This is a genomic window from Marinobacter sp. 3-2 (assembly GCF_003751355.1).
Taxonomy (GTDB): domain Bacteria; phylum Pseudomonadota; class Gammaproteobacteria; order Pseudomonadales; family Oleiphilaceae; genus Marinobacter; species Marinobacter adhaerens.
In genome coordinates this window covers 819,210-836,525 of the sequence record NZ_RJUQ01000011.1, presented here as the reverse complement: position 1 = coordinate 836,525, position 17,316 = coordinate 819,210, and the positions used below count along the sequence as shown (strand labels likewise).

Sequence of the window (17,316 nt, the reverse complement as noted above, 5' to 3'; positions counted from 1 at the left end):
CGGTTTGGATCCGGTCTCGGAACCTGGATCTACCAATCGAGCCTGAGGCTTGCCAGCAGGGCATCCCCAAGGCTCAGATCCTCGGTGCCCGTGTTCAGGTCCTTGTATTGAACACGGGTAGCCAGACTGGCTCCTATACCAAGAACGATGGTTGGCCAGGATTGTCCCCCCTGGTGCAGCCGATAAGTCAGTTGGGTTCTCCACTCGCGTAAATAGAGCGCGCTTTCTACTTCCCTGTCCTTGTCCAGCGTGGCCCAACGGTCCCCGTTTCGTTCCACCCGGAACGCCCAAACCTGCCCCGGGCTCTGCCACTGCATCAAAACAGGCAGGTCTACCAGCCAATGGCCGTGTGCGTTGCTTTGTTCCCAGCGTGCTCTGGGGAGCCAACGGAAGGAGCCGAACCTGTGATCGCCGCCGATACCCAGGCTCAGGGCGCTGGAGCTGTTTACGGCCCGAAAGACCGCGACACGCCCGTTAAGGACATCGCTGTGAAAATCCTGATATTTGAACATATTGGAGGTACCGGCGATGCCGGCCCGCGCTTCCAGGCGGTAGAGCTGATGCCGCCATTCGCCACCGGAGGTTAACCGATGCAGGTGCCCGTTGTGGGCCGGCTCGCCTGTACGGATGCGTAGTGGCTGGTAATCGTAATCAATACCTAAGACGCTGCCAGAGCCCTGGGCTTGCCAGCCGAGTCCTCGCTGTGAGCGGGTGACCTCGTTGGCAGATGGCACATTCTCGGGCCAATCGTAAGGCTGCCATTGGCGATAGAGCAGGTAATACGTGTTTGAAGCATGCGCCATGCTCGGCAGCGCAATGGCGGTCAAAAGCAGGGGAGCAAGGAGCAAAAGCCGGAATCTGGCCGCACTCCTGATTCGGTACCAACGCCCTGTTTTCACCATGCGTTGCCCTCGTCAAACCTGTGAATTGCGCGATCTATGCCCTACTATTTTAGCGTCAGTTTTTTCAGCCGCCGTGATTTCCAGGAGCCTATGTCCGATAAAGAGCTACGCACCCGATCCGACAAACAGGCGATCGACCAGTTTATCAATGAGGTTCGCACGTTGCCCAAGCAGGGTGGCGGGCAGGGGCGGCTGATTTTCGCGCTGGACGCGACTGCAAGCCGGGAAGCTACCTGGGACCAGGCCTGCCATCTGCAGAGCGAACTGTTCATAGCAACCCGGGATCTGGGTGGCCTGGCCATTCAGCTCTGCTACTACCGTGGCTTCGGTGAGTTCAAGGCCACGGGGTTTGTGACCGAAACCGGGCAGTTGCTGAATCTGATGAACGGCGTTTCCTGCCTCGGTGGGCGCACCCAGATCAGCCGGGTATTGGCCCACGCGGTGAAAGAGACCCGTGCAAAGCCCGTCAAAGCTGTGGTGTTTATCGGTGACTGTTGCGAGGAACCGGTGGACGAGCTCTGTCACACCGCCGGGGAACTGGGAATGCTGCGCACACCGGTGTTCATGTTTCATGAGGGCAATGATGCCCATGCAAGGGCGGTTTTCCAGCAGGTGAGCAAGCTTTCAGGGGGCGCATACGCACCCTTTGACCGTAACAGTCCTCAGGTGCTCAAGGATCTTATGGCGGCAGTTGCGGTCTATGCTTCCGGAGGAGCCAAGGCGCTGCAAGATTTTTCCAGCCGTAGTTCCCCGGAAGTGAAACGCCTGACCAGACAGATCCGATAGTGTTTGTGAGAATCCATTGATGGGCCGGTGTGCCCGGGGTATTTGAGTGCCTTTAACGCTTGTTGCCATCGTTGTCGCGGTTGTGGCCTGGGTGTGGTTGCGCAATCAGCCTGCCAGTCAGCGCAATGCCGCCATTCTCAAGCTGGTTCTGCTGGCCGGTATCGGCATCGTCGTCTTGCTGGCTGTAACCGGGCGACTGCATTTTGTCTTCGCCGGTTTGGCCTTTCTCTATCCTCTGTTGCGTCGCCTGCTGCCATCTCTATTACGTGGTGGGCTCGGTCGCGTGGCCGGCGGTGCCGGGGCCAAGTCGGGCAACCAGTCCCATGTTTCCAGCGATATTCTGGAAATGACTCTGGACCACGACTCGGGAATCATGAGCGGCAAGATCATCAAGGGCCCGATGGAAGGGAGAGAACTGGCGGAGCTAAGCGAAAGCGAGTTCCTCGAGCTATTGCGCTATTGCCGCGGCCAGGACGAGGATTCTGCCCGGCTACTTGAAACTTACCTGGATCGCCGGTTCGGAGACTCCTGGCGAGCAGACGATGAGGCGGCCTCTGAAAGCGATCCGTCGGGCGGCAGTGGCAATACGAGCGGCCCGCTTACCGAGAGCGAAGCGCTGGACATCCTGGGGCTCGAGCCCGGAGCCAGTCGCGAAGAGATCATCAAGGCTCACCGAAGGATGATGCAAAAACTTCACCCGGACCATGGTGGCAGCAATTACCTGGCGGCGCGCATCAATGAGGCCAAGGAGTGTCTCCTGGGCTGAGGTGCATCCTGGTTTGCAGGCATTTGCTCAGAGTGATTGCCTGCACGCCGGGATAAGGATATTGTTCAAAAACTGAACTTTTTAGCCCGAGGTGAGAAGACAGCGGTTTGAAGATTTCAACGCTCGCCCAGTGTTTTTTATTGCTTCTGACAGGGTTCCCGCTGGTCGCGAATTCGGAGCCACTGCCGCGGCTAACAGTTCTTGCTGCTGAGATACCGGGGGCAGCGGAGCCAAGTCTCGAGGGGCGAGATATTGAATTGGTTTTGGCGACTTTCGATGAGTGCGGATTTGAGGCCGAATTCATCATGCAGCCTTTTGAGCGCCATGCAAGAACCTACACGGATCGTCAGGACTTCGATGCTATTGCCACAGTACCTTTGCACTGGCGTCTTCCCGGTTATTCCACATCCGCCTACATCTGGTACCAGAACGGTGCCTTCTACAATCATTCTCGAGTAGGCCCGATCGAAAGGCTCACAGACCTCGCCGGTCTTGACGTGGTGACCTTCCGCGAAGGGGTCGATGTGCTGGGAATCAGCGACAATGTACCCGAATTCGCCTCCCTCACCGAGATCGCCGATCAGACCATTCAATCCCGGCTACTGTTTATGGGCCGGGTCGATGCGATCCTGGCCGACGGATTCGTGGTCGCCGAAGTGAACCGAAGAATCTTCGACAAGAAGCGCCGCGGTGAAAGCTGGCCCTCGCAGTCTGATGCTTTTCGTTTCGCGCCAATCTTCAACCCGGCGCCGCACAAGATGGTTTTTCGGAACCCCGCATTCGCCGCAGCCTTTGATCAATGCTTCGACGATTTGCGGAAATCGGGTGTGATTGGTCTCATCAATCAGAAATACATCGATAAGTATCAGAATGTGCTACGTTTCAGGTATCTGGGGCGATAAGTACAGATCCTTACGGAAAACCAAGCGAACGTGGACGATCGTGTGCGTATAAAGTGAAAGCGTGCAGCCTCATGGAGCGGAGCGATGCATTATTTAACCTTTCCAATCGTCATTGGCGTGCTGGTTCTCTTTTCGAAACTTGCGGCCGCTTCGGTTCCTGTCGCCGTTGGTGAAGGATTGAAGGGCGTGATCGGGTACTCCGATGGCAAGCTCCATGGGTCCCTGGCGCCGCTCTACGAATGTGTCTTTGATCGCGCTGACATCCAGCCCCAGTATATTCAGGTGCCTCTGAAAAGAGGCCTGGGGTATTTGCACTCGGGAGAAGTCTCGATGGTTCTGCCCCTTGCCCAGAGTGAGCGTCGGGACAGAATCGGCGAGTTCGCCGGTGAGTTATTTTCGGCGGACTATGTTTTTGTCTCGAATCGCCAACTTCCGCCGATATCTGAAACCTCGGGCCTTAAATATGGGCTGCCTCGGAGCTTTGTTGGTGAACAGTTCATTACCGACAAAAACCCGAGAATCGAAGAGGTGACGGACTGGATGCAGTTGGTCGCCATGCTTCACTACGACCGCCTGGATGCCATCGTTCTGCCCGCCCTTCTTGTCGGGGATCTGTTCGGCCCGGAGGTTGTGAATGTCTTCGAACAGCCCGCGGGCACGCTGCCTGTCTCTCTCTATATGTCTCGGGACACGCTAGCGAAGGCAGATATGAACCGCATTAAAGGCGCGATTGAAAACTGTCGGAACGGCGATCTGGTATCCGAACTGAAGTAGGGCGCCGACTCAGGCGCCCTCGGGAGACCTTACTTTCTGTTTACCGGAAGCCGCTTTCCTTCTCGACGGTTGCCTTGGTTTTCTGACTATTGGGGTTGGAGGCGCCGGCTCGTTGCGCAAGTAAGCCCCGGGCGCCGGTTCAATAACCGGCAGATTGCCCTCTCCCGGAATGCGAGCCTTAACTTCACCGCCACCGAACTGCTCGGCCCAAGCCACCCAATCGGGCCACCAGGAACCTTCAAACTGCTCGGCACCTTTCAGCCATTCCTCTGGATTGGCCGGGTTGTCTTCGTTCAGGCGATAGCCGTACTTCTTCTTCTCGGGCGGATTGATGATGCCGGCGATGTGCCCTGAACCGCCGAGGACAAAACGCAACGGGCCGCCCAGGTTACGTGCGCCTTTGTAGCAGGAGATCCAGGGTGCGATGTGGTCTTCAATCGCAGATGCAAAGTAGGCGGGGGCCTTTACCTTTCTCAAATCGATCGGTGTACCCGCCAGTGTAATACCCCCGGGCTCACGCAGCCGGTTGTTCAGGTACATATTGCGGAGGTAAAAGCTGTGCATGGCCGCTGGCATGCGGGTGGCGTCCGAGTTCCAGTACAACAGGTCAAAGGGCGCAGTGTCGCGGCCGAGAAGGTAATTATTGACGAAAAAAGACCATATCAGACTGTTGGCCCGCAGCATGTTGAAGGCCGTTGCCATGGAAGCGCCTTCAAGATAGCCCTGTTTGTTCATGGCCTTTTCGATTTTGGCAATAGAGTCCTCGTCGATGAACACTTCGAGATCGCCGACTTCCGAGAAATCCATCATGCTGTTGAGAAACGTCGCGCTTTTTACCCGATCATCCCCGCGGGCCGCCAGCCAGGCAAGTGTGCAACCAAGCAGGGTGCCACCGATGCAGTATCCAACCGTGTTGATTTCGCTCTCACCGGTTGCCTGTTCAATGGCATCCATCGCGGCGACCGGACCTTCGAGCATGTAGTCTTCAAAGGTCTTGTGTGCCAACTCCGGGCCGGGATTTACCCAGGAAACCACAAACACGGTGTGGCCCTGTTCCACCCAATAACGGATGAACGATTTTTTCTCGCCAAGATCAAGGATGTAATACTTGTTGATCCAGGGCGGTATCACCAGCAAGGGCCGGCGATGGACGGTCTCGGTGGTCGGCCGGTATTGGATGAGTTGCATCAGGTCGTTCTGGAACACCACGTCGCCGGGTGTGTTGGCCAGATTGTCGCCCACCTCAAACGCGTCCGGGTCGGACATGCGGAAAGGCATGGGGCCCTTGCCTTCGTCCAGATCACGCAGCAGGTTGGCGAGGCCGCGTAGGAGGTTCTTGCCTCGTGTCTTGACGGTTGTGCGCAACACTTCCGGATTGCTCAGAATGAAGTTGCTGGGTGCGAGGGCGTCGGTCATCTGGCTGGTGAAAAAACGGACTTTCCGTCTATCGTGATCATCCAGATCCCGGACATCGTCGATGGTGTCCATCACCCAGCGAGTTGACAGTAAATACGCCTGCTTGAGGGCGTTGAAGGCGATGACGTCGTTCCAGGCCTGGTCACGGAAGCGACCGTCGCCAGGCTCTGGTTCGGCTACGGTCAACGGTTTCTTGCCAATACCGCTGGCCAGAATGCCAGACCAGAACAGACTGGTGTCCTTGAGCAGCCGCATCTGTGCAAACAGAAGCGTGTCTGGCTGGGTTGCAAGCTTGCCGGTCAGGGTGACGAAGGGTTTGGTCATGCTCCCCACGCTGGCCGGATTGGGCGGGCCACCGCGCAAACGTCGCATTATGGAGCGCTTGAGCAGGTGACCACCATGGACACCCACTCGCGCCAGAGAGCGGCTTACCACATTGGGTTCGAAGTCAGGCGTTGATTGCTTTTTTATTGGTTTGTCAGCCATTTTTTCGCCTTCTGTCTTTCAGGTGTTACATGTAAACGCCGCCGTTAACGTTGATCTGCTGGCCGGTGATGTAATCGCCTTCTGCGGCCAGGAAGACCACGGCGCGGGCAATTTCCTCCGGCTTGCCAAAACGACCCATCGGAACCCTGGCAATGATCTGTTCACGGATATTCTCCGGGACCTGGGCCAGCATTTCGGTTTCAGTGAAGCCCGGGGCAATGGCATTGACCGTGATGTTGTACTTTGCCATTTCCAGTGCCAGGGTCTTGGTAAACGCAATAATGCCCCCCTTGCTGGCCGCATAGTTGGCTTGCCCGAAGTTGCCCGCCTGCCCGACGAAAGAGGTGATGTTGATGATGCGACCGTATTTCTGATCCATCATGATCTTCAACACTTCGGAGCACGTGGCGTAGACGCTGCCCAGGTTGGTGTCGAGAACGTCGTTCCAATCGTCGTCGGTAAGCTTCTTCATGGACTTGTCTTTGGTGATGCCGGCGTTGTTCACCAGGATATCGATACGGCCCCACTGTTCCTGGACCTGGCGAACCAGGCTGCGCGCTTCCGGCATTTTTGACAGGTCTGCTTTGAAGGAAAGTGCCCGGACGCCGGTTGCCTCGATTTCTTTGGCGACTTCTTCGCCTTCAGACTGGCGGGAGCGGTAGTTGATGGCGACGTCGGCGCCGCGTTGGGCAAGTTGCAGTGCGATGTGACGACCGATGCCGCGTGAGGCACCGGTTACGAGGGCGACCTTGCCCTTCAGATCCTGCATGAAATCCTCCCTGGAGCGGTGGTCCGCTCTGGTTGTTATTCCTTATTATTGATCACCTCATTCAAGCTAGCAGAGCACCGGATTCGCGACAAGAAAATGTGATTTCCGTCACGCTTCCCGTATGAACGTCTTGAGCCGAGGCGCAATGGATTCGCGCCATTGGCTGCCGTTGAAGACGCCGTAGTGGCCAACCCCCTTTTGCAGATGGTGCAGACGCCTGGCATCCGGGATGTTCACGCACAGGTCGTGGGCGGCCCGGGTCTGTCCCGGACTGGAAATGTCATCTTTCTCGCCTTCGATTGTCATCAATGCCGTGTTTTCAATGGCGGCCGGGTTCACTTTTCGGCCCCGGTGCATGAAGCAACCCCGGGCAAGGTGGAACTCCTGAAAGACACGCTTGATAGTATCGAGGTAGTAAGTGGCCGGCAGATCCATGACAGCGAGGTACTCGTCGTAGAACTCACGATGGCGCCTGATTTTCTCGACTTCCTTGTTCCGCATGGACTTGAACAGGCCCCGGTAGGCGTCTACGTGGCGGTCGAAGTTCATGTTCACGAAACCGGTCAGCTGCAGAAAGCCGGGATAAACTTTCCGCATGGCTCCCGGATAAGGCGCGGGCACAGGGTGAACCAGATTGCGCCGGAACCACGCCAGATTGTGTTTAGTGGCCAGCTCGCATGGCGCGGTGGGGTCGACGCGTCCATCTATGGGGCCGCTCATCAGGGCGAGTGAGCGTGGTGTCGCGAGGTTATTGTCCTCGGCCATGATGGCGGTAGCCGCGAGCACTGGCACGACTGGTTGGCAAACCGCCAATACATGAGTGTCCGGCCCAAGCTCTTCAATGAAATCGATCACGTAGTCGATATAGTCGTCCAGCCCAAAGTCGCCCGCGGAGAGAGGAACCCTGCAGGCATCACGCCAGTCGGTGATGTAGACGTCGTGGTCTGGCAGCATTTCCTTCACAGTGCCACGCAGCAGTGAGGCAAAGTGCCCGGACAAGGGCGCAACGATCAGGAGTTTCGGGTCATCGGGGCGAGATACGCTGCGCTGGAAATGCTTGAGCTGGGCAAAGGGTTTGCGTTTGACGATGACTTCACTGATGTCGACCTCCTCCCCATCGCACACCGTTGTGTGCAGATTGAAGGCCGGTTTCGGGTAGCGTCGGGTCAGGTCGCCGAACACGCCGTAGGCGGAAGCAATACTGCGAGCGCCAGGTAAGCGGGACAAAGGGCTGAGAGGGTGCCTGAGCAATTTGCTCTGTGCGTCTGTCATCATGCGCAAGGGCATCAGCGCGGCACGGCTCATTTCATGGGCAAAATACATCATGATACTGTCCTGCTTGAGTTATGGAGTCCGGAAGTCAACGCAAAACTCAACAGCCATCGATTTCCGCGCTCGATCTTTGATACCCGATGCTCATAGAGATCCGGGCGAAACAGATACAATCTTCCAAAAAGGTTGAAAATATTCTTGTCGCAGATGAATTCGCCACCGGCTTTGGGTTTCGCCAGAACCCAATTGAGTTTGTAGAGCCGGCCCTCGGAAACCATGTCCACGTGCGGCCCTACCTTGTGGCCCTCTGGATATCGGACCAGGTATATATTCAGGCGTCTGGAATGAAAGAGAATCCGGGTTTTTACTTTTGCAGGCATGGTAGTGGCATACGCTCTCGCAGAATCGCTATCAGCAGTTTGCGCGCTGTGCGGCCCGTTGGTCAATTATGGCCGGGAACTCGCTCGTACAAAGATGAGGATTTGAACTGATGGCCAGAGCATCAGGTGGTCGCAAGCTTTTGCGATGGTTTTTGCTGCTATGCGCCGGCGCTATCGTGCTGGTGCTGTTGGTGGTCCTGATGTTCCGGTTCGTAAATCCACCCACCTCGGCCTTCATGCTGGGTTATCAGCTTCAGGGCGCGAACAAATCCCTCGCCCATGAATGGGTGCCCATGGGCGAGATCTCTCCCTGGATGCCGCTGGCGGTGGTTGCCAGCGAGGACCAGCGGTTCCCGCATCATTTGGGCGTGGATTTTGAGGCGGTTCGCCAGGCGCTCTCGGAGTACCGGGCCGGCGACGGGCTTCGAGGAGCCAGTACCATCACCCAGCAAACGGCCAAGAACCTCTTTCTCTGGAACGGTCGCAGTTTCATTCGCAAGGCCATCGAGGCGGGGTTGGCACTTGTAATAGACGGCCTCTGGCCAAAACAGCGGGTACTGGAAGTTTATCTGAATATTGCCGAGTTTGGCCCCGGAATTTATGGCGTTGAAGCCGCCAGCCAGGCCTACTTCGGCAAGCCTGCCCGTCACCTTACCGAGTACCAGGCCGCGCTGCTCGCGGCCGTACTCCCGAATCCGAAAGTCCTGCGGGTCAATTCGCTATCTTCGTATGTGTTGGAGCGAGTGGCCTGGATTCGGGGCCAGATTGCACAGCTGGGTGCTGGATACCTGCGAGATCTCTAGTCTTGCAGATGAGCAGATTTATTGGCGTGACCCCTGGCGCGGACTCGTTGATACTAGGGGTATTGCAGGACCACTTATATTTTAAAGGATTGCACGAATGTCTCTCTTCCCCGACGACAACGGCGAGAACGATCTGTTCATGTCACGAACCGACCCGGAAAACCCGCTGGGCACCCATGCCGCCTACAGTTTCGAGTTGGAAGGCAAGATCTGGCCAACCGTGGAACACTATTTCCAGGGAATGAAGTTCACAGACGACAACCGCCAGGAAAAGGTGCGCAACGCCGACACGCCCGGCAAGGCAGGAAAGCTTGGGCGCAAGCGTCACAAGAGCCTGCGGCGGGATTGGAAACAGGTGCGCGAAACCGTTATGACGCGGGGGATCTACGTGCGCTGCCGCACCCACCCCGAGCTGGCGGAGGCTCTGCTGGATACCGGCGACACGAAAATCGTTGAAAACAGCAATTTCGATTATTTCTGGGGTTGTGGCCGGGATCGGCGGGGTGAAAACCGGTACGGGAAAGTGTTGATGAATGTGCGGGCCAGATTGCGGGAAGAGCGGGCGGCGCAGGCTTGAACTCCAGCCTGCGCGCCAACTGCAAAGCTGGTAGCACAGGTTAATCGCTCTGCTTCAAGCCCATTTCCCAGAAATCAATCTCAAGCCGGGTGGCGTCGCTGAAAATCCGGGTTAGTTCCTTGAAGCGGGCAGGGGAGACTTCGGCCAGTCGCTCATTGAGCCAGCTGATCTCTGCCTGCATGGCGTCCTGGAACTCGTCGCTCTCGTACATGGCGATCCAGGCGTCGTAAGGGTTGTTCTCACCCCGAATCGTTTCCGCCCGGCTGTTCAGCCAGTTGGCGATTTCACCGTAACCCACCATGCAAGGCGACAGGGCGACGTGGAGGTCCAGCAGATCACCACGGTTGCCGGTATCCAGAACATAGCGCGTGTAGGCGAGTGTGGCGCGGGCTTCCGGTAGTTCGGCCAGCTCTTGTTCGGAAATTCCCCATTCCTTGCAGTAGCTGATGTGCAAATCCAGCTCCACATCCACAATGGCCTGCAAACCTTCCTTGGCCTGGCGGAGATCCGACAGTGTCGGGCTTTTATAGGCTGCAAGAGCAAAGGCACGCGCGAACTGGATCAGGAACAGGTAGTCCTGCTTGAGGTAATGCTGGAACGCTTCGGGCGCCAACGACGCATTACCCAGTTGCTGCACAAAGCTGTGCTCAATATAGGCTTGCCATTCCGTCTGACAGCTCTTTTTCAGGTCTTCGAACTGATAAGGCATGCGTTCTCCTGGAGGACGGTCGACTCAGTAACAGGAATTAGGTGACGAGTCCGGGTTGATCTCACCGGCGACTTCTTCCGGATCAATGCCGTGACTGACCAGTACTTCCCGCACGAAATTCACCTGCGTGAGAATTCTGTCAGCATCGTCGCCGTATTCGAACCGATTGATTTCGACCGGTTGGGGCATGAAGGTAAAGGCGGTTTTCAGGGCGGTGAGCGTGTCTTCGTCGGCCATTGGCATACTCCTCTGCGGTTTGAGTTACACATGAGGAGTATACGCATCTCTTCCGGGAAAGGCCGATAGGTAGCCTTGGACTGGTCGCCTTGCTCGACGATGTGTCAGGTTCAGGCTCGTCGACGGCTGGCTGCCACCAGCGAACCAAGAACTACGAGCATCGCAGCCAGCGGAAGCCGCCAGTCTGGCGCAGCAATTCCGGCCAGTACCAGGAAAAGAGCGGCCAGCACAGGTACCGCATAGGCCAGGCTGCCCACCAGTGCGGTAGGGCCTTTCCTTAATGCCAGATCCCAGGCCACCATGGCCAGGCCATATGGACCCAGACCCAGGGCGACACCAGCGGCGAGCGCGGTTCCTGAAGGCAGCACATGGGCGGAGCCGGAAACGGTATCTGCGGCTGCCGCTCCGGCGCCAGCCAGAAGGAACAGGCCTGGCATGACAGGAGCGATCGCTACGGGTGTTGCCTGGCAGATCCAGGAGTAAAGAGCCCAGCAACCCCCAGCCAGAAGAGCCAGCCCATAACCGGTCAGGTTGCCTGAAAAACCATTATTCAGGGCCTCCGGGCCCAGCAGCAAAGCCGCGCCGGAAAAGGCAATCAGTGCCCCCGCAATAACCGGGAGGGCGATCCGCCGATGGAAGGCCCACTGGCTGATCAGGATGAACATGACCGGCCAGGTATAGGTGATCAATGACGCCTCTGCGGTGGGTACCATGCCAAGCCCGGCCAGGTAGGCGCCGACCGCCCCCAGAACCAGCAAAGGCACAAGACCGAAAATCACCAGCTTCCATTGCCAGGATACTTTCACAGATTTACGCGCTTCGCGGCCCCGGAAACTCATGGGCAGCACGGCCAGTGCGCCACTGATCAGGGCGATGGTCGTAAGCTGGAAGGGCGGGATGGAACGCGCTGCATCGACCAGCAAAGGGGCAACAGCCCAAAGAACGACGGCAACCAGAGCCGCGATGATGCTCAGGATGTTGGGCAGACGTATGGGCGCGTTGACAATCCTCATGGGCAGTCCTCCTTTAGCTGGTGTGTTGTGATCTGACAGCGGGAGGATATACTCGCTTGAGATATCACAAAAACAACGTTTAGTGATTAAAAGCATCACAGGAGTTGATGAATTGCGTCCCCGTATTCTGGATCTGAACGTGCTGCAAACACTGGTGGCCATTGCCGACACGGGAACGGTAACCGCGGCGGCTGACCGGCTTGCCTATACCCAGTCAACTGTCAGCATGCAGTTGCATCGCCTGGAAGCCCTGTTGGAGGTGTCCCTTCACGAGCGAGAGGGCCGGCGTATTCGGTTTACCGCGGAGGGCGAGCAACTGATCGGTTACGCCCGGAAGATGCTGGCCCTTAACAACGAGGCACTGGATTCGCTAAGGCAGCGGCAGGTATCGGGGCAACTGAGCCTGGGTATCCCGGAAGACTATGCGTTTCTGCTGACCTCCGTTCTCTCCCATTTCAGCCAGCTGTTCCCGGCGGTTCAGCTGCAGGTTATCTGCGGATCAAGCGTCAGGCTGCTGGAGCAGGTGCAGGCTGGTGAGCTGGACCTGGCGGTTGTGACCCGTCAGACCCGTTCGCCCGGGGGCGAAGTGATTCGCCGGGAGCCATTGGTGTGGGCGGTTGGCGCCGAGAAACAGCCGTCCCTTACAGATCCCATTCCTCTCGCGCTTTACTCGCCGGGCGCTGATGTGTTCAGAGAGGTGGCAGAACAGGCGCTGTTTTCTGCGGGTCGGCAATGGCGCCTGGCTTACTCAAGCCAGTCGATGACAGGATTGATGCCCGTTGTCGTGGCCGGGTTGGCGGTGGTGCCCGTAACCCGCGATATGCTCACACCCCAGCTGCGGGTTCTGGACGAACGAAGCGGTATGCCGGCCCTGCAATCCATCGAGATGGCCCTGCATCGGCCGTCGGGCCGTCCGACTGAACCGGCCCGGCAGATGGCAGAGCTGATCCGGGAACATCTGGCGGGAGATGGCTGATCTGTCTCCGTGTTAGGCTGGCAGTATCGTGTCTAAACGCAATTAACGGGATACCCCATGAAAACGATCAACATCGACATTGTTTCCGACATTGCCTGCCCATGGTGCGCGATTGGTTATGCCCGCCTGGAACAGGCTATGAAACAGTTGGCGTCGGAGTATGAATTCGGCCTGCAATGGCACGCGTTTGAACTGAACCCGGACCACTCTGGCACGGGCGAGCCCATCCTGCCGGCCCTGGCCCGCAAGTACGGTCGAAGTGAGCAGGAAATGCGCGCGACCCAGGATCAGATGATGACGATCGCGAAAGATCTGGGCCTCAACTTTGAGAAAATGCAGGAGCGCTTCACCTGCAATACCTTCGACGCCCATCGGCTGGTGAAGTGGGCGGCTGAGCAGGGCAAGCAGACGGAGATGAAGCAGGCGCTCTTCGAGGCTTACTTTGGAAAGGCGGAAGACGTTTCAGACCAGGACGTGTTGCTGGCCTGTGCCGAGAGCCTGGGGCTGGACCGCGGGAGGGCAAAGCAGATTCTGGATTCCGATGAATTCGCCAACGTGGTACGCGAGGATGAAGCAACCTATCAACAGGCCGGTGTTTCTGCGGTGCCGGCCTTCATCGTGAACGGTAAATACCTGATCTCCGGCGCCCAGGAACCCGACACCCTGGTTCAGGCATTCGAAGAAATCAGCGCAAAGCCTGAGTGAGCGCCTTCGTTGGAGAGAGAATGCAGAAACCATCCGAAGCCCGGCAACGGGCCATTTTGGCACGGCTGGATAAGTTCAGCCGCTTTACCGATAGCAACATCGCTATTCCGTTCACCAATGTACGGATTGGCGCGGAGGCCGTAATTGGCCTGCTGCCCGTGGTCGGGGACGCCGTGGGCCTGGTCCTGGCCGGATACGTACTGGTGGAAGCGCAGCGAGCAGGCGCCACCAAGGCGGTGAAGATGCGCATGTTGCGGAACATGGGCATCGACTTTCTCGGCGGGCTGTTGCCAGTGGTAGGCGATGCCTTCGACGCGGTTTATAAAGCCAACACCCGCAACACTCGTCTGCTTCGTAACTACCTGGAAAAGGAGTTGGCGATTGAACCACCGCCTCCGCCTTTCCCCTGGCGGACCGTGATTGGTCTATCCGTGCTGTTCGCTGTGGTGACCGGCGGCCTCACGCTTTTATTCTGAGCCGCATAATGCTCTTAAAGCATCAGGCCGGTTTCCGGATGGGAGGCCTCCCGCCGGACCAACACCTGCCCGTCCCTTACAGACGCCAGCACCGGTCGCTGCCCGAGTAGCACTTCATAGGGCGAGGCCCCCTGAAGAACCACGCATCGTGCTGGCATCCCTTCGTCAAGGCCATACTCATCAAGGTCAAGCGCAGCCGCGCCATTCTCGGTGATCAGCTCCAGTGAACGGTCGATCCGGCTCATGCCCAGCATATGGCAGGCGTGCAGGCCGACATCAAGGGTCCGGAGCATGTTGCCGTTGCCCATTGGATACCAGGGGTCGCGAATTGAGTCCTGGCCAAAGGCGACTTTCAGTCCGGCATCAAGCAGCTCGGGGACCCGGGTGATGCCACGGCGTTTGGGATAGCTGTCGAATCGGCCCTGCAAATGCAGGCTTTCAGTGGGCATGGAAAGAAAGCGCAGGCCTGACTTTTTCAGCAATCGAAACAGGCGGCTGCAGTAGGCATCGTTGTAGGAGCCCATTGCACAGGTATGGCTGGCGGATACCCTGGAACCGTAGTCGAGTCTCAGGGCCTCGGCGGCCAGAACTTCGAGGAACCGGGATTCCGGATCATCAATTTCGTCGCAGTGAACATCCACCAGTCGGTCGTTTTTATGGGCAAGCTCCATCAGCCAGCGAACCGACTCTGCACCGTAATCCCGGGTAAACTCGAAGTGGGGAATGCCACCCACCACATCAGCGCCGAGACGCACGGCTTCCTCCATGAGCTCACGCCCGTTTTTGAAAGACCAGATGCCCTCCTGGGGAAACGCGACGATCTGCAGGTCAATGAAGGCTGCGGTCTGTTCGCGAACCTCAAGCATGGCCTTGAGGGCAGTCAGGTTCGGATCGGTCACATCCACGTGGGTACGCACGTACTGGATGCCATGGGCGGCAAAGAGCTTCAGCGTCTGGCTGGCGCGACTGATCACATCGTCGTGGCTCAGGGTTGTCTTGCGCTCGGACCAGCATTCAATGCCTTCAAACAGGGTGCCGCTCTTGTTCCAGCGCGGCTCCCCGGCGGTCATGGCAGCGTCGAGATGGATGTGTGGCTCCACGAAAGGGGCTGTGACCAGATTTTCTCCGGCATCCAGTTCGCCTTCATTGACGGTGGTATTTTCGGCTTGGGCGGTGATACCTGAAAAGCGTCCGTTGCTGATCTCAAGCCGGAATAGCCCATCCCGGCCCTGTAGACGTGCGTTCGCTATTGCATTCAATGGTTTAGTCATTTTATCTCCGGTCAGTGGCTAACCCGCATCTATGGTCTCAGTAGCAGGTGTGCCAGTAACAGTGTTCTGAATTGTTCTGTCGGGGTGCCCTGGCCAGGCATTGATTCACTGAGCTGGTTCATTCTGTTGCGTACTGTGTTCCTGTGACAGCCCAATGCTTCTGCCATGGCGCTCTGGTTGCCCCGGCAGGTAATCCAGGCATCGAGCAAGTCTGCATAATCGGCCAGGATGGCTTGATCCATCTGCTCAATCGATGTGTGTTCGGACCAGACAATGGCCCTGCCGATGGCTTCCGTGACTTCCACCATGGGCAGAGAATAGGGCTGTTCGAACAGAGGTATCGCAAGCTCGTCGGCCAGCCGGCATAACATGTTGGGCAGTTGACCGATGTAAGCATCTCCGGTCAGGACAACGAGTCCGGAGACATTGCATTCCTTGCCCTCATACAGGCATTCCGCCAGATTCTGGGGGCTGCGATGTCGGCTGATGCCGGTAACAAAAACCAGTTCGCCACCTTTGACCCAGCTCTTGAACGAGCGGTTTTCCGCTACATAGGGCCAGCGTACCGGGTTATCCCCGGCGGACTCCCCGCCCCGGAGCCGAATGGCATCCAGGCCGGGGAGGTGTGGCACGTTCCGGCATCGCAGGGTCACTCAGATCGCTCCCATCACCTGGGCTTTACGCTCACGGACCGCTTCGCTGACAACCAGAATAATGCTGTAGCTCAGGGCCGCGACGAGAACACCCACAATGGGCGCAATCCAGGGAGAAGTATAGGCGGCTGCGGAGCCGATGGCGTAGGCCGCGAGCCCAGGGAAGTTGAAGGCTGGCAGCGTAACCGTGGTCAGCTCCGGATACTGGCGTTTATAGCCGACAAAGTAGCTTGCCATGATGACGCCACCGATCGGCGGGATAAAGGTGCCAAGCAGAACAAGGAACGGGATCAGCCATTCGTACATGCCCAGTACCGCCAGAACTGTCCCGATCGCGGCACCAGCAATGGTCACCGATTTTCGGCGGCGGGTACGGATCAGGTTGCAGCCCGCGACCGCAAAGTTGTAAACCGTGTTGTCCTGGGTGGTCCAGAGATTCAGGAACAGCATCAGGATACCGAGTGTGGCGAGGCCCTGGGCGATCATGATGTCGACGATGTCGGCTTGCTGGTAAACGAGGGCACCAAAGGCGCCGATCAGGGTCATCAGACCGTTGCCAAGGAAGAACGCAAGCAATGTGGCGATCACAGCGGTTTTGCCGGATTTCGCGAAGCGGGTCCAGTTGGTGGCCTGGGTGCCGCCACTGACAAAGGTGCCGAAGACCAGCGTGATTGCAGCTGCAACGCTCATCTCATTGGTCGGGGTAATAGCCAGCAGCCCGGACAGGCCGCCAGCATCGGATGTGGCGATGGACATACTGACGGCGACCAGAATAATCATGGCGGGGACGGCAACCCTCGATAGCCACTCCAGTCCTTGGTAACCGATAAACGCAGTAACACAGAAGGCGAACCCGAACAGCACCATCAGCGGTGTTGTCATCCCTTCCGGCATCCCGGTGAGTTTGACCAGCAGAATTGCCATAGTGGCCGTGCCCCAGGCGTACCAGCCAATCTGGGTGAAACCCAGAATAAAGTCGGACAGCTTGCTGCCCAGCTCGCCAAAGGTGAACCGGCTCATCAGGGCTGTGTTCAGGCCAGTCTTCGCGGCGATATAACCCAGCCCTGCTGCGTACAGCCCCAGCAGCAGATTGCCGACCGCCAGAACCATCAGCATTGTGGAAAAGTCGAAGGCAACACCAACGCTGCCACCAGCCCACATGGTGGCGGTAAAGAAAGTAAAGCCAAGGAGCACCAACCCCATGGACCAGACGCTTTTGCGCTGATCCATGGGAACCGGGCTTAAGGGATAATCCTGTTCTTTGGGTGTAGGTTCAGTGGTCATGACGATCTCTCCGTGTCTTGGGTAACACCAAGGGAGTTGGCAACGTTTGTGCCATGGAGGCTTATCGGGTCGAATCTTGCGGCGCAGTCCGCCAGATATTGTGCATAGTGCACAAAGGCACTGTTGAAGAGCCGTTGGCAGGAACCTCTCTGCTTCAAT

20 protein-coding genes are annotated in these 17,316 nt (G+C 57.6%); 9 read left to right on the top strand and 11 right to left on the bottom strand.

Features of this window, described 5'->3' with window-relative positions:
• Positions 1 to 29 precede the first annotated feature (29 nt).
• A complete protein-coding gene (locus EDB94_RS05665) occupies positions 30 to 803 on the bottom strand; it encodes a hypothetical protein (RefSeq protein ID WP_146162193.1) in 774 nt (257 codons plus the stop codon).
• Positions 804 to 992: 189 nt separating this feature from the next.
• On the opposite strand from EDB94_RS05665, the gene EDB94_RS05660 reads away from it, so the two are divergent.
• The 4 genes from EDB94_RS05660 (at position 993) to EDB94_RS05645 (ending at position 4,130) form a co-directional block, all read left to right on the top strand.
• Positions 993 to 1,688, top strand: coding sequence for a hypothetical protein (locus EDB94_RS05660; protein WP_062782169.1), 696 nt, complete (start codon positions 993 to 995; stop codon positions 1,686 to 1,688).
• A gap of 46 nt (positions 1,689 to 1,734) precedes the next feature.
• Positions 1,735 to 2,454, top strand: a complete 720-nt coding sequence (locus EDB94_RS05655) for a DnaJ domain-containing protein (RefSeq protein WP_108017713.1) — start codon at positions 1,735 to 1,737, stop codon at positions 2,452 to 2,454.
• Positions 2,455 to 2,561: 107 nt separating this feature from the next.
• Positions 2,562 to 3,356, top strand: a complete 795-nt coding sequence (locus tag EDB94_RS05650; protein WP_260312514.1) for a transporter substrate-binding domain-containing protein — start codon at positions 2,562 to 2,564, stop codon at positions 3,354 to 3,356.
• A gap of 84 nt (positions 3,357 to 3,440) precedes the next feature.
• Positions 3,441 to 4,130: a hypothetical protein gene (locus EDB94_RS05645; RefSeq protein WP_108017712.1), complete on the top strand. Its 690-nt coding sequence runs from the start codon at positions 3,441 to 3,443 to the stop codon at positions 4,128 to 4,130.
• A 9-nt stretch (positions 4,131 to 4,139) separates the two neighbouring features.
• Here the strand turns inward: EDB94_RS05645 and EDB94_RS05640 are convergent, their stop codons facing one another.
• The 4 genes from EDB94_RS05640 to EDB94_RS05625 all read right to left on the bottom strand — a co-directional run bounded on the left by EDB94_RS05640 (position 4,140) and on the right by EDB94_RS05625 (position 8,453).
• A complete protein-coding gene (locus EDB94_RS05640; RefSeq protein ID WP_108017711.1) occupies positions 4,140 to 6,032 on the bottom strand; it encodes an alpha/beta hydrolase in 1,893 nt (630 codons plus the stop codon).
• A 25-nt stretch (positions 6,033 to 6,057) separates the two neighbouring features.
• Positions 6,058 to 6,801, bottom strand: a complete 744-nt coding sequence (gene fabG, locus EDB94_RS05635) for a 3-oxoacyl-[acyl-carrier-protein] reductase (RefSeq protein WP_014578046.1) — start codon at positions 6,799 to 6,801, stop codon at positions 6,058 to 6,060.
• A 108-nt stretch (positions 6,802 to 6,909) separates the two neighbouring features.
• Complete coding sequence (locus EDB94_RS05630) at positions 6,910 to 8,127, bottom strand: polyhydroxyalkanoate depolymerase (RefSeq protein ID WP_108017710.1); 1,218 nt, start codon at positions 8,125 to 8,127, stop codon at positions 6,910 to 6,912.
• Positions 8,124 to 8,453, bottom strand: a complete 330-nt coding sequence (locus EDB94_RS05625) for a 2OG-Fe(II) oxygenase (RefSeq protein WP_082813960.1) — start codon at positions 8,451 to 8,453, stop codon at positions 8,124 to 8,126. The genes EDB94_RS05630 and EDB94_RS05625 overlap by 4 nt, the downstream gene beginning before the upstream one ends.
• Before the next feature lie 110 nt (positions 8,454 to 8,563).
• Between EDB94_RS05625 and mtgA the strand changes: the two genes are divergently transcribed.
• Positions 8,564 to 9,256, top strand: a complete 693-nt coding sequence (gene mtgA, locus EDB94_RS05620) for a monofunctional biosynthetic peptidoglycan transglycosylase (protein ID WP_108017709.1) — start codon at positions 8,564 to 8,566, stop codon at positions 9,254 to 9,256.
• A gap of 97 nt (positions 9,257 to 9,353) precedes the next feature.
• Positions 9,354 to 9,833: an NADAR family protein gene (locus EDB94_RS05615; RefSeq protein ID WP_108017708.1), complete on the top strand. Its 480-nt coding sequence runs from the start codon at positions 9,354 to 9,356 to the stop codon at positions 9,831 to 9,833.
• 40 nt (positions 9,834 to 9,873) lie between these two features.
• Here EDB94_RS05615 and tenA read toward each other — a convergent pair whose 3' ends face one another.
• The 3 genes from tenA to EDB94_RS05600 all read right to left on the bottom strand — a co-directional run bounded on the left by tenA (position 9,874) and on the right by EDB94_RS05600 (position 11,792).
• Positions 9,874 to 10,542 (bottom strand): thiaminase II, encoded by a 669-nt coding sequence (tenA, locus tag EDB94_RS05610; RefSeq protein ID WP_014578040.1) that lies wholly within the window; start codon positions 10,540 to 10,542, stop codon positions 9,874 to 9,876.
• A 24-nt stretch (positions 10,543 to 10,566) separates the two neighbouring features.
• On the bottom strand, positions 10,567 to 10,779 hold the full coding sequence (locus EDB94_RS05605) for a penicillin-binding protein (RefSeq protein ID WP_108017707.1): 213 nt from the start codon (positions 10,777 to 10,779) through the stop codon (positions 10,567 to 10,569).
• A gap of 110 nt (positions 10,780 to 10,889) precedes the next feature.
• Positions 10,890 to 11,792 carry a DMT family transporter gene (locus EDB94_RS05600; RefSeq protein WP_108017706.1) on the bottom strand — a complete coding sequence of 301 codons (903 nt, stop codon included), beginning with the start codon at positions 11,790 to 11,792 and terminating at the stop codon, positions 10,890 to 10,892.
• A gap of 112 nt (positions 11,793 to 11,904) precedes the next feature.
• Between EDB94_RS05600 and EDB94_RS05595 the strand changes: the two genes are divergently transcribed.
• The 3 genes from EDB94_RS05595 to EDB94_RS05585 are packed head-to-tail and all read left to right on the top strand — an operon-like array spanning position 11,905 to position 13,949.
• Entirely contained in the window at positions 11,905 to 12,768 is an 864-nt protein-coding gene (locus EDB94_RS05595) for a LysR substrate-binding domain-containing protein (protein WP_041645483.1), read from the top strand.
• A gap of 57 nt (positions 12,769 to 12,825) precedes the next feature.
• Positions 12,826 to 13,473 carry a DsbA family oxidoreductase gene (locus tag EDB94_RS05590; RefSeq protein ID WP_108017705.1) on the top strand — a complete coding sequence of 216 codons (648 nt, stop codon included), beginning with the start codon at positions 12,826 to 12,828 and terminating at the stop codon, positions 13,471 to 13,473.
• Between the two features lie 20 nt (positions 13,474 to 13,493).
• On the top strand, positions 13,494 to 13,949 hold the full coding sequence (locus EDB94_RS05585) for a DUF4112 domain-containing protein (protein ID WP_108017704.1): 456 nt from the start codon (positions 13,494 to 13,496) through the stop codon (positions 13,947 to 13,949).
• 14 nt (positions 13,950 to 13,963) lie between these two features.
• Here the strand turns inward: EDB94_RS05585 and codA are convergent, their stop codons facing one another.
• Genes codA through codB form a run of 3 tightly spaced genes read right to left on the bottom strand, consistent with a single transcriptional unit; the run spans position 13,964 to position 17,157 of the window.
• The gene (gene codA / locus EDB94_RS05580; RefSeq protein ID WP_062781437.1) at positions 13,964 to 15,220 is read right to left on the bottom strand and encodes a cytosine deaminase; all 1,257 of its coding nucleotides are present in this window, start codon (positions 15,218 to 15,220) and stop codon (positions 13,964 to 13,966) included.
• Positions 15,221 to 15,249: 29 nt separating this feature from the next.
• Positions 15,250 to 15,873, bottom strand: coding sequence for a PucR family transcriptional regulator (locus EDB94_RS05575; protein WP_108017703.1), 624 nt, complete (start codon positions 15,871 to 15,873; stop codon positions 15,250 to 15,252).
• Positions 15,874 to 17,157 (bottom strand): cytosine permease, encoded by a 1,284-nt coding sequence (gene codB, locus EDB94_RS05570; protein ID WP_108017702.1) that lies wholly within the window; start codon positions 17,155 to 17,157, stop codon positions 15,874 to 15,876.
• Positions 17,158 to 17,316: the final 159 nt, after the last annotated feature.

What these genes read in the sequence shown, in the direction of transcription:
- EDB94_RS05590 (WP_108017705.1), top strand. Translation starts at nt 12,826, where the DNA reads ATGAAAACGATCAACATCGACATTGTTTCCGACATTGCCTGCCCATGG.
- codA (WP_062781437.1), bottom strand. Translation starts at nt 15,220, where the DNA reads ATGACTAAACCATTGAATGCAATAGCGAACGCACGTCTACAGGGCCGG.
- fabG (WP_014578046.1), bottom strand. Translation starts at nt 6,801, where the DNA reads ATGCAGGATCTGAAGGGCAAGGTCGCCCTCGTAACCGGTGCCTCACGC.
- EDB94_RS05600 (WP_108017706.1), bottom strand. Translation starts at nt 11,792, where the DNA reads ATGAGGATTGTCAACGCGCCCATACGTCTGCCCAACATCCTGAGCATC.
- EDB94_RS05630 (WP_108017710.1), bottom strand. Translation starts at nt 8,127, where the DNA reads ATGATGTATTTTGCCCATGAAATGAGCCGTGCCGCGCTGATGCCCTTG.
- EDB94_RS05615 (WP_108017708.1), top strand. Translation starts at nt 9,354, where the DNA reads ATGTCTCTCTTCCCCGACGACAACGGCGAGAACGATCTGTTCATGTCA.
- EDB94_RS05665 (WP_146162193.1), bottom strand. Translation starts at nt 803, where the DNA reads ATGGCGCATGCTTCAAACACGTATTACCTGCTCTATCGCCAATGGCAG.
- EDB94_RS05605 (WP_108017707.1), bottom strand. Translation starts at nt 10,779, where the DNA reads ATGGCCGACGAAGACACGCTCACCGCCCTGAAAACCGCCTTTACCTTC.
- mtgA (WP_108017709.1), top strand. Translation starts at nt 8,564, where the DNA reads ATGGCCAGAGCATCAGGTGGTCGCAAGCTTTTGCGATGGTTTTTGCTG.
- EDB94_RS05660 (WP_062782169.1), top strand. Translation starts at nt 993, where the DNA reads ATGTCCGATAAAGAGCTACGCACCCGATCCGACAAACAGGCGATCGAC.
- EDB94_RS05625 (WP_082813960.1), bottom strand. Translation starts at nt 8,453, where the DNA reads ATGCCTGCAAAAGTAAAAACCCGGATTCTCTTTCATTCCAGACGCCTG.
- EDB94_RS05645 (WP_108017712.1), top strand. Translation starts at nt 3,441, where the DNA reads ATGCATTATTTAACCTTTCCAATCGTCATTGGCGTGCTGGTTCTCTTT.
- tenA (WP_014578040.1), bottom strand. Translation starts at nt 10,542, where the DNA reads ATGCCTTATCAGTTCGAAGACCTGAAAAAGAGCTGTCAGACGGAATGG.
- codB (WP_108017702.1), bottom strand. Translation starts at nt 17,157, where the DNA reads ATGACCACTGAACCTACACCCAAAGAACAGGATTATCCCTTAAGCCCG.
- EDB94_RS05585 (WP_108017704.1), top strand. Translation starts at nt 13,494, where the DNA reads ATGCAGAAACCATCCGAAGCCCGGCAACGGGCCATTTTGGCACGGCTG.
- EDB94_RS05640 (WP_108017711.1), bottom strand. Translation starts at nt 6,032, where the DNA reads ATGGCTGACAAACCAATAAAAAAGCAATCAACGCCTGACTTCGAACCC.